The sequence below is a fragment of the uncultured Algibacter sp. genome (assembly GCF_905480415.1).
GTDB lineage: Bacteria > Bacteroidota > Bacteroidia > Flavobacteriales > Flavobacteriaceae > Algibacter_B.
Map to the genome: position 1 here is coordinate 1 of NZ_CAJQQI010000108.1, position 11,007 is coordinate 11,007.

At 33.2% G+C, this 11,007-nt stretch carries 11 protein-coding genes; 5 read left to right on the top strand and 6 right to left on the bottom strand.

Annotated features, from left to right (window positions below; translation table 11 throughout):
• Positions 1-1,428, bottom strand: a 1,428-nt coding sequence (locus tag QZ260_RS07660; protein WP_295984683.1) for a S46 family peptidase, incomplete at its 3' end; no start/stop codon positions are given.
• Between the two features lie 78 nt (positions 1,429-1,506).
• Between QZ260_RS07660 and QZ260_RS07665 the strand changes: the two genes are divergently transcribed.
• On the top strand, positions 1,507-2,649 hold the full coding sequence (locus QZ260_RS07665; protein ID WP_295984686.1) for a methionine aminotransferase: 1,143 nt from the start codon (positions 1,507-1,509) through the stop codon (positions 2,647-2,649).
• A 2-nt stretch (positions 2,650-2,651) separates the two neighbouring features.
• Positions 2,652-3,431 carry an amidohydrolase gene (locus tag QZ260_RS07670; protein WP_295984689.1) on the top strand — a complete coding sequence of 260 codons (780 nt, stop codon included), beginning with the start codon at positions 2,652-2,654 and terminating at the stop codon, positions 3,429-3,431.
• Here QZ260_RS07670 and QZ260_RS07675 read toward each other — a convergent pair.
• Complete coding sequence (locus QZ260_RS07675; RefSeq protein ID WP_295984690.1) at positions 3,424-5,028, bottom strand: Ig-like domain-containing protein; 1,605 nt, start codon at positions 5,026-5,028, stop codon at positions 3,424-3,426. The genes QZ260_RS07670 and QZ260_RS07675 overlap by 8 nt on opposite strands.
• 63 nt (positions 5,029-5,091) lie before the next feature.
• The gene (locus tag QZ260_RS07680) at positions 5,092-5,769 is read right to left on the bottom strand and encodes a phosphoribosyltransferase family protein (protein ID WP_295984693.1); all 678 of its coding nucleotides are present in this window, start codon (positions 5,767-5,769) and stop codon (positions 5,092-5,094) included.
• Positions 5,770-5,852: 83 nt separating this feature from the next.
• On the opposite strand from QZ260_RS07680, the gene QZ260_RS07685 reads away from it, so the two are divergent.
• Positions 5,853-7,394, top strand: coding sequence for a glycine--tRNA ligase (locus QZ260_RS07685; protein ID WP_295984695.1), 1,542 nt, complete (start codon positions 5,853-5,855; stop codon positions 7,392-7,394).
• Between the two features lie 95 nt (positions 7,395-7,489).
• On the opposite strand, the gene QZ260_RS07690 is transcribed toward QZ260_RS07685, so the two are convergent.
• The 3 genes from QZ260_RS07690 to QZ260_RS07700 form a co-directional block, all read right to left on the bottom strand.
• A complete protein-coding gene (locus QZ260_RS07690; protein ID WP_295984697.1) occupies positions 7,490-8,029 on the bottom strand; it encodes a DUF3575 domain-containing protein in 540 nt (179 codons plus the stop codon).
• Positions 8,030-8,121: 92 nt separating this feature from the next.
• Positions 8,122-8,592 carry an Lrp/AsnC ligand binding domain-containing protein gene (locus QZ260_RS07695; protein ID WP_295984699.1) on the bottom strand — a complete coding sequence of 157 codons (471 nt, stop codon included), beginning with the start codon at positions 8,590-8,592 and terminating at the stop codon, positions 8,122-8,124.
• Positions 8,593-8,818: 226 nt separating this feature from the next.
• On the bottom strand, positions 8,819-10,183 hold the full coding sequence (locus tag QZ260_RS07700) for a saccharopine dehydrogenase C-terminal domain-containing protein (RefSeq protein ID WP_295984702.1): 1,365 nt from the start codon (positions 10,181-10,183) through the stop codon (positions 8,819-8,821).
• Positions 10,184-10,293: 110 nt separating this feature from the next.
• Here QZ260_RS07700 and QZ260_RS07705 point away from each other — a divergent pair, with 110 nt between their 5' ends.
• Both QZ260_RS07705 and QZ260_RS07710 read left to right on the top strand, forming a co-directional pair.
• Complete coding sequence (locus QZ260_RS07705; RefSeq protein WP_295984704.1) at positions 10,294-10,692, top strand: DUF423 domain-containing protein; 399 nt, start codon at positions 10,294-10,296, stop codon at positions 10,690-10,692.
• A gap of 60 nt (positions 10,693-10,752) precedes the next feature.
• Positions 10,753-11,007 (top strand): phosphoenolpyruvate carboxykinase (ATP) (locus QZ260_RS07710; RefSeq protein ID WP_295984707.1); only part of this gene is annotated, 255 nt, incomplete at its 3' end.

Here is an 11,007-nt window from a genome sequence, read left to right on the forward strand (position 1 = left end):
CAAAGCCGAATCTAGATTTGTAAATGCAGTATTATTATAAATAGAATCATCAACATGATCAGTATAAAAAGGCATTACACTGATAAAAACACCTTTATCCACATCAACATTGTAGTTTTTGTGAATACCCTTAAATCTTCTAATAAGACTTTCTCTTGCTTTCTCAAACACACTAGAATCATTGTTGATTGCTTGTTCCATTTGAAAGGTTCTTAAAGTCATTTGCATCAACTCATTTGTGACTAAAAACACTTCAATAAAATTTCGTCGTTTAATATTTACAGGCGCAAAATCCTTATATAAACGATTAAACTTTGGAAGAATATCACCGTATTTAGCCTTTAAGCCTTTTTCTTTTAAGGCTTTGGTAAAAGTGACCTCAAAAGCGCGTCTTTTTTCTACAGCATTACTTTTTTCAATGCCGAGGTTTTCACCTATCCATTTTTTCCAGGCATTAGCAATTCTTGCTTGCTTGGAGGCGTATTTAATTCGAACTTCGTCATCATCTTTCATTTTCTCATCAATCACTTTTAATGCAGCTTCTCGAATGGCAATATTTGTTGGATTGTAATTTTTAGTAATGTGCTCTATGGCAACGGCAGGTAAATACTCGTTGGTTCGACCTGGAAAACCAAATATCATGGTAAAATCGCCTTCTTCAACGCCATCTAAGGATATTGGGAGAAAATGTTTTGGTGTATATGGTTGGTTGTTTTCGCTATATTTAGCAGGACGGTTATTAGCATCGGCATAAATTCTAAATAAGGAAAAATCACCAGTATGCCTTGGAAAAACCCAATTATCGGTGTCGCTACCAAACTTTCCAATACTTGTTGGTGGTGCACCAACTAAACGAATATCTTCAAAACGTTCGGTAACAAACAAAAAGTACTGATTACCTTTGTAAAAGGATTTAACCTTTACGTCTTGCCAAGTCTCTTTAGTCCAGTTTTTTAAAATAGCATTACTATTTTTATCAATAGTAGACTGTTTTTCTTTTTCAGTCATATCCTCCTTAATAGACGCTAAAACCTCTTTAGAAACATCATGAATGCTAACTATAAATTCAACAAATAAACCATTATTTGGTAATTCGTCTTCAAAGTTCATAGCCCAAAAACCATTTTTTAAATAATCATTTTCAAGTGAAGAGTGCGATTGTATTTGACTAAATCCGCAATGGTGATTAGTTAAAATTAGCCCTTTAGGAGAAATGACCTCACTAGTACAACCACCATTAAAATGGCCAATAGCATCTTTTAAACTAGAATTGTTAACGTCATAAATATCTTTGGCGGTTAGCTTACTCCCTAAACTAGTCATTTCATCTTCATTCATGCCCTCTAAGAGAGAAGGAATCCACATTCCTCCCTGTTGAGCAAAGGTGTTTAATGTTACAAAAAGCAATAAAATTTTTAGGTATTTCATGTTGTAATTTTTAGAATAAAATCAAATATATAAAGCATTTATTTATTGTGTAAATTTACTGATTAGAATATTAAAAAAATGGAACATATCTCTAAACTTCCCGATGTAGGAACTACTATTTTTTCAATAATGAGTGGATTGGCAGACAAACATAACGCCATAAATTTATCTCAAGGGTTTCCAGATTTTGGTAGCGACCAAAAGTTAATTGATTTAGTTAGTAAAGCCATGAATTCTGGCTTTAATCAGTATGCACCCATGCCTGGTAATTTAGAATTACGAGAGGCTATTTCAAAAAAAATGGATGCATTGTATAGTTCAATATATCATCCTGAAAACGAAATTACTGTTACCGCGGGGGCAACTCAAGCCATTTCAACAATAATTTCAACATTTGTAAAACCAAACGATGAAGTAATCATATTCAAGCCCGCTTATGATAGTTATGAGCCTGGAATAAAACTTAATGGTGGTAAAGTTATTCCCATTCAACTTCAGGCACCAAATTTTAGTGTGGATTGGAATGCGGTAAGTCAAAAGATTAATTATCGTACTAAAATGATTATTATCAATACACCTCATAATCCTTCAGGGACAATTTTTTCCAAAGCAGATATGGTAGAGTTGGAAAGGATTACTAAAAATACAAATATTATTATTTTAAGCGATGAGGTTTATGAACACATGATTTACGATGGTGAAAAGCATCAAAGTGCCTGCTTATTTCCTGATTTAAAATCCAGAAGTTTTGTTGTGGCATCATTTGGCAAAACCTTTCATAATACAGGATGGCGCATTGGGTATTGTTGTGCACCCAAAGCGTTAATGAAGCTGTTTAAGCAAGTGCATCAGTTTAATATGTTTTGTGTGCATCATCCCACTCAAAAAGGAATTGCAGATTATATGCAAGAACCAAAACATTATTTAGACTTGTCTGCATTTTATCAAAAGAAAAGAGATTTATTTTTAAGTTTGATAAAGGGTTCTAGGTTTACTTTTACACCTTCAGCAGGAACTTATTTTCAGGTTTTAGACTATTCTAAAATTACTCAGGAGTATGATGTTGATTTTGCTGAAAGATTGACGATTGAATCTGGATTGGCATCCATTCCATTATCCGTTTTCAATGAAAACAATCTAGATAATAATGTGTTGCGTTTTTGTTTTGCCAAAACAGACGATACCTTAAAACGATCAGCAGAAATTTTAAACCGAATTTAATTATGGATAATAAGCTAAACATAGCATTGATTCAATCAGATTTACTTTGGGAAAACCCAAACCAAAATCGTGCTAATTTCACAAAAAAGATTGAAAATATTATTGAAGAAGTAGATATTATAATCCTTCCTGAGATGTTTACAACAGGCTTTACAATGAATGCTAGTAAAGTTGCAGAAACTATGGATGGAGTAACAATTTCTTGGATGAAAGAATTGGCTTCAAAAGCGGATGTAGCCATTGTTGGTAGTATTGTTATTTCAGAAAATAATAAATTTTATAATCGATTACTTTTTGTTGAACCATCGGGGTATATTTCTTCTTATGATAAGCGACACACATTCACTTTAGTTGGTGAGGATAAAACATATTCAGCAGGAAAAGATAAGGTGATTTTAAATTATAAAGGCTGGAAAATTCGACCTTTAATTTGTTACGATTTGCGCTTTCCTGTGTGGGCAAGAAATACTGAAGATTACGATGTCTTACTCTATTTAGCAAATTGGCCTAAGCCTAGGGTTTCTGCCTGGGATGCTTTATTAAAAGCTAGAGCTATAGAAAACATGTGTTATTGTATTGGTGTTAACAGAGTAGGTGTTGATGGCGTTAATAGTATTTATTCTGGACATTCAGCAGCTTATGATGTCCTTGGAGAAATGATAACATCTTTCGAACCAAATCAAGAAGATACACAAATTGTAACTTTAGAAAAAACACACATTCAAGCGTATAGAAACAAGCTTAAATTTTTAGACGATAGGGATGCGTTTATTATTAATTAAACTGAAGGGTTTCAGTAATTCCCCAATCTGCTCTAATTTCAATTTCTTGAAAATGACTTACTTTCTCAGGTTGAATCTTTTTTAAATAATTTCCAGTATCATGCTTTTTATTGCCATTAACATCATGTATAATTCTAATGGAATACATGGCGGGTGCTAAATTCAAGAAGTCAATTGTGCCAGATTTTATAACAGGTTGTTCTACTTTAACCTCTCCTTTTTTGTCTGTTAATTGTATAAGTAATGGATAGGTTGCATTTACTAAAGTGAATCTTGCATAACCAAAATCCGAAGCTTTTTTCGTTTTTAAACTGTAGTTTAAAGTGTCTTTATTTTTGTCTCCAAAAAAATCTTCAAAAGCCTCAGGAAGCATTTCTATTCTGTAATTATTATCCTCAGTTTTATCAAATTTAAGTGAGTAAGCATTCTTTATGGTGTCAAAATCTGTAGTGAAAGTTACTGTTGTAGAATCTTTATCCATCAAAGTTACTTTAGAAGCATCAAAATTTAATAAAGGTGTAGTTCCTGAAACTTTAAAATCTTCGTTGTAACCTATGTTGCCTGAAGGTGAGGTTTCAATTAACAAGGAGTCTCTTTCTTGTTCACTTATTCTAGCGGTAAATTCTTTTTCAAAGTCATTTTTAGACACTTTAAAAATTAAAGAATCTACTTCTAATCTTGGTTTATACCAGTAGTTTAAAGTATCTGTTTTTTTGTCTTTTGTGATACGGTATTCAAACTCAGGAGGTGTTTCAGATACGATGTCTATATTCATTCCTTCATAGTCGCCTTCATAACCAAAAGCTATTTTTTCACCAGAAATTAATCGAGGTCGTGTCGCCTTAAAGTCCGCATTTTCTTTAAAAAGCCTTAAGGTATATGATGAGTCGGAGGGTACATCAATAAAATTTTTATGATATGCTAATTGATCTGTTTTTTGTTGAAATTTATTATCGCCGTTACCATCTTTTAAAGCCATTAACATGTACTTTCCTGGTTTAAGATTTTCAATAGAAAATGTTGTTACACTATCTAAAGTATTAGTAATGTATTTTGGTGTTTCTTTATAAATGATAGAATCAGAAAAAGTAGAATCTACTTCATAAAGCGCCACATTAACGAACGTTTCAGGTTCTTTCTTTAAGGCATCAACAATGTTTCCATTAACTGAGAGTGAATCAATATAATCTCCTGTTGAAAGCACATAACGATAGTAAGGGTAAGGATTGCCTTCGTTGTTATCGGTTATGCTATTACCGAAATTAAAAGCATAAGTCGTATTAGGCTGAAGTGTGTCGTAAATTTTAATGGTAATATATTTGCTAGCGCCACCAAGAGGCATAACATCTGGTTGCGTTTTCATGGGTGGCGAAATGATAAGCTGCTTTTGTAAGTCCTTTATTTTAATATACTCATCAAAATAGACTCTAATTTCGTTTCTTTTAAAATTGGTTGAATAATTTTCTGGGTCCGACTTAATAATGCTCGGTGGAATTTCGTCCTTTGGCCCTCCATCTGGAGTTCCGCGGTTAGCACAGTTTATAAAAACGAAACCGAGAATAAAGGCAAAAATAAAATTTGAAAGGGTCTTGTTCATCAACAATTTTAAATTTTTACAAACCTACATAATTTCGGCTTAAAAATATAACGCTCATTGGACTTAGGCTATTGCCATAGTTGCGATACTTATTTTTATATTTTTAGCTTGATTTAAAACAGAAATACAAGCTTCAAGTGTAGCGCCTGTAGTAATAATGTCATCAACAACTAAAATGTGTTTATTGTCAATGGCTTCTATGTTTTTAAGCGTAAAAAGTTCATCACTGTTCGTCCAACGTGCCAATCGCTTTTTATTCACTTGCGACTTGGTGTTTGTAACTTTTACAAGTACATCATCTAAATAATCTGCATTTAAAGCTTCAGCAACTTGTTGTCCAAATAGAGCCACTTGGTTGTAACCTCTTTTTTTAAGCTTGTTTTTGTGAAGCGGAACTGGTATCACGACATCAATATTTTTATAAGATTCAAGCGTTTTTAATTCGCCTCCTAACCAATTTCCTAAAACAAAACCAATATGCTCATGATCTTTATATTTAAGATTATGAATAAGCCTTTGCACATTCCCTTTTTTTTCAAATCTAAAAAGCGCAGTTCCATTTTCAATTTTAGCACGTCCGTAAAGTACTTTTGCAACACTATCATTATTATCAAAATGGAAATTTGTAATAGGTAAATCGTGTCTGCAGTTCATACAAATTGTATCCTCGTTGTCATTTAATAGGTTATGGCAGGCATAACAAACTTTCGGAAAGAATAAATTAATTATAGATTTAAGCATTGTATAGAAATGTAGTCTCGTAAACTTAATTATTTTTCAACAAACAAGATGCTAGTTTAAAGCGGTTTTTTATTTTTGCACCTATGGCAAATCAAGATGATAAATTTAAGAAGGTAATTTCACATGCTAAGGAATACGGATATGTGTTTCAAAGTAGTGAGATTTATGACGGTTTAAGTGCGGTATACGATTATGCACAAAACGGAGCAGAATTAAAGAAAAACATACGCGACTACTGGTGGAAAGCCATGGTGCAAATGAATGAGAATATAGTAGGTATTGATGCGGCTATTTTTATGCACCCTACCACTTGGAAAGCTTCAGGGCACGTGGATGCGTTTAATGACCCATTAATAGATAATAAAGATTCCAAGAAGCGTTACAGAGCAGATGTTTTAATTGAAGATTATTGTGCTAAAATTGAAGAAAAAATTGACAAAGAAGTAGCTAAAGCAGCAAAGCGTTTTGGAGACGCTTTTAATAAAGAAGAATTTTTATCTACAAACGGACGTGTTGTAGGGTATCAAGAAAAGATAAAAAGTACGCTTTCGCGGATGGCAAATTCTTTAGAGAATGAAGATTTAGCAGATGTAAAAGCGCTTATTGAAGAGTTAGAAATTGCAGATCCATTAACAGGAAGTAAAAACTGGACAGATGTTAAGCAGTTTAATTTGATGTTTGGGACGAAACTTGGTGCTTCAGCTGAAAGTGCGATGGATTTATACTTGCGCCCTGAAACGGCTCAAGGTATTTTTGTTAACTTTTTGAATGTACAGAAAACGAGCAGACAAAAGATTCCTTTTGGAATAGCACAAACAGGTAAAGCGTTTAGAAATGAAATTGTTGCAAGACAATTTATTTTCAGAATGCGTGAGTTTGAACAAATGGAAATGCAATTTTTTATAAAACCTGGGACTCAAAAAGAATGGTATGAGTATTGGAAGGAGCACAGAATGAAATGGCACTTATCATTAGGAATGGGAGCGGACAATTACCGTTTTCATGACCATGAAAAGTTAGCTCATTATGCTGATGCTGCTGCCGATATTGAATTTAAGTTCCCGTTTGGGTTTAAAGAATTAGAAGGAATTCACTCCAGAACCGATTTTGATTTAAAAGCACATGAAGAACATTCAGGAAAAAAATTACAATATTTTGATCATGAAGAAAACAAAAGTTATACACCTTATGTACTAGAAACGTCTATTGGTTTAGATCGTATGTTTTTAGCCGTTTTTTCAAATTCGTTAGTTGATGAGGAATTAGAAAATGGAACAACCAGAACGGTTTTAAAATTACCAAGCGTTTTAGCGCCTGTAAAAGCAGCCATTTTACCATTAGTTAAGAAAGATGGTTTGCCAGAAATCGCAAAACAAATTCTTGAAGATTTAAAATGGGATTTTAATGTCATTTATGATGAAAAGGATGCCGTTGGAAGGCGTTACAGAAGGCAAGATGCTAACGGAACTCCATTTTGTATAACTGTAGATCACGATACTAAAGAAGACAACACGGTTACCATTCGCCATAGAGATTCTATGGAACAGGAGCGTGTTAAAATGGAAGATTTAAGAGCTATTATTAAACAAGAAGTAGATGTGCGTTCTTGGTTAATGAAAATGTGACAAACCTAGTTTGTCATGCTGAACTTGTTTCAGTATCTAATAAACACAAAACCCCAAGCATTACTTGGGGTTTTGTGTTTATTATGTTGGGTTTTTTAGAATCTATAGCCCAACGTAATGCCTACTTTTCCAATAATTTCGTAATCATATCTGTCACTATTAAAAAGGTTTCTTCCAAAACCTAAATTTAATTCACCAATAAATCCACTTTTTGTAATCCACTTTCCTCCTAAGCCAATACCTAAAGCAAAATCGGTAATGTTTTCTTTATTCGATGAGTTAGAGCCATCTAAGTAGTTGTAATCATTAGTAGAGTTTAACATACCGAACCCTTCTACAAAGAAACCTGCAGCGTATTTTTTTCCAAAATAAAAACGATAATATGGCGAGATATAATAGTTTATATCATTATTTATATCATCATCAAAAGGTAAAAAAACATTTACACCAAATGCCGATTCTTGACTAATTGTGCGCTCATAGGTTAAATCGAAGGCTCCGAGTACTAGATATAAACCGTTTATTTTTACTTCATTAAAATTTTCTGAGGCGCTTTTGTTTTCTGAGTTTTCTTGAGAAAATACAGACATTGAAAACAAAACAGCAATGAGCAATACTAGATAAGATTTTTTCATAGTTTTTTTTGAATAGTTTGAAGCAATATGAATCAATAATTATACCGAGAGTTGTTAAAATAATGATGGGTTTTGATTTTAAGGGTGTAAAATTATATATGTACTTGTCTATCAATTTGTTGGTCTAACGAAATAAGAGATTCGGTGCGTTGAACACCAGTGATTGTTTGAATTTTTTCATGAAGTAAACGCATTAAGTGCCCGTTATCATGACTTAAAAGTTTTATAAACAGACTGTAATTGCCAGTGGTATAGTGGCATTCTAGAACTTCTGGAACACGTTTTAAGGCTCTAACCACATCATCTGTATTTGCAGCCTTATCAAGATAAATGCCAACAAATGCTAAGGTTGTAAAGCCTAAAATTTCTGCATTGATAATAAATTTTGAGCCAGAAATAAGTTTAGATTTTTCTAACTTACGTAAGCGCTGATGTATTGCTGCCCCAGAAATGCCAACATGTCGTGCAATTTCTAAAATGGGCGTTCTTGCATCTGTAGTTAATGCACGTAGTATTTTTTTATCTATACCGTCTAAGGTTACGGTTTTGTTTTTTTGTTTCATGTGCTTGTATGTATTGTTTTAGTGGTCACATGCAGCATTCATTTAACAATTTTATTGTGAATGTTGCATCAAGTTATAATCTAAAACTTAAAAGTAAGTATTTGATTTTAAATTGAAACAATATTTTGCGTTAGGGATTGCAGTGGAAAGCCCACAGCGACCCGATATTTATCGGGGAGCGCGGACTTGTAACGAAAAGCCCGACCCTTGTGGTAATGCCCGAATGCTAATTATTTAGAGGATTGTACCCTAAATAGGGCACTTCTTTTTCTTGGAAAACGATGCCGAATTCCTCAAGTTCTTTCAAAATAGGTTGATACACTTCTTTAGTAATAGGGATTTGAACTCCAGGTGTTGTGATTTTACCATTTAAAATGGCAAGTGTAGCTATAGCAACAGGCAAGCCAACGGTTTTAGCCATAGCCGTATAGGTTTGGTCTTCGCCAAGTACGACCATATTAGCATCTATTTGATGTTTTTTACCATGCAGTTCGTAACCAAATTTATGGTACATAACAATCATGTCTTTATCGTCTTTGGATAGGGTCCAGCTGTCCATTAATATTTTTTGAAGAATTTGTGCTGGAGTCGCATTTTTGAGTTCTACGCGCTTGTTAGGGTTAAATATATCGATCTCAATGAGCTTATCCCATACCACATCATCTTGATCAATTTTAAGTTCGTGTCTCAGTTTCAACTCTACAGAATCTGATGGGCTGTACGGTAGAAAAGAGTTCGTGAAATCGCGGTAACTCATGTTTTGGCTATCATCAATAGTGTAGCTATCGTCGGTCATACCAAGCATTACAAAAATATTCCAAGCGCGACTAAAACCTACTCGACGCATAGTGCCACGGTATAGTGTTTTAACGTTATTTAATCCGTAAATATTTTGGTATTTTAACGAATCTCTATTGGCATACACTTCAAAGCGTCCGAATTTTTCGATTTCTAAAAATTCTGTACGTCTAAACAAACGATTATAAGGAATGTATTTATAAGCACCTTCTTGTAAAAATTTTGCTGCCTGACCTTGCCCTGCAATGACTACGTTTCTTGGATTCCAAGTGAACTTATAATTCCAAAGATTATTGTCACTTTCTGGTGCGACTAATCCTCCTGTAAAGGATTCGAATAAAATAATTTTACCGCCTTTATCTCTTATTCTGTCTAAAACTTGCATGGCACTCATGTGATCTACTCCAGGGTCTACTCCAATTTCGTTCATTAAAATGAGACCTTTTGCTTTCGCCTTATCATTTAAAGCTTGCATTTCATCACTGACATAAGATGCTGTGACCATATGTTTTTTGTAAGTAATACAATCTTTGGCGACTTCAATATGAAAACGCGCTGGGAGCATGGACACAACAATATCTGCGTTTTTAATCGCTTTGGCTCTAGAAGACTCATCAAAAACATCTAATGTTATGGCCTCAGCATTTTGATGATTACCAATTAAGGTTTTGGCATTCTTAATATTTAAATCGCCTACAGTTATAAATAAACTTTCGGATGAAGACTTATCTAGTAGATATTTTAATAAATATGATGTAGATTTTCCTGAACCAATGATTAAAATCTTTCGCATTTTGAATTTTGTTGAGTAATTTTGTTTTGATTATTGAAACGCCTAAAACGCATTCAATTTTACGAAATTATTAAATATTAAAAGCATTTATTGAGAATAATTTATATAAAATGAATAAAACGATTGTAGTTACCGCATCGATATTAGGAATGTTTAGTATTATTTTAGGTGCTTTTGGTGCACATGCACTAAAGGAATTGATACCTTTTGAATCACAACAAACTTTTGAAACGGGTGTGCGTTACCAAATGTATCATGCGCTTTTGCTATTATTTATAGGAAGTACAAACTTAGTTCAACAAAAAACTAAAAAAATAATCTACTATTTAGTTGTTGTTGGGCTTATATTTTTCTCTGGTTCCATTTACGGACTAGCAACAAATGAACTATCAATGTTCAATTTTAAATCTATTGGTTTCATAACTCCAATAGGTGGTTTGTCGTTGATTTTTGCATGGATTTTCCTGTTTATCGATTTCATAAAGAATTCGTCTAAAAAGCAGATATAAGTAGCATATACTTAAAATAATTATTATAATTTTGTCAGATAAACATTTTTATATCAATTTATGGAAAATTACGCTCAGGTTACGAAAACGATTTCGTTAGGAGAATATGGCATAAAAAATGCTAAAGTAAATTATCAATTATCTCCTGAAACCCTACATGATATTTCTGTATCCAAAGGACTTGGAGTTGAGGCATCATCTGGAGCTTTGGCAGTAAATACAGGTGAGTTTACAGGGCGTTCTCCTATGGATAGGTTTATTGTTAAAGATGATATTACAAAAGACCGTGTTTGGTGGGGTGATATTAATATTGCT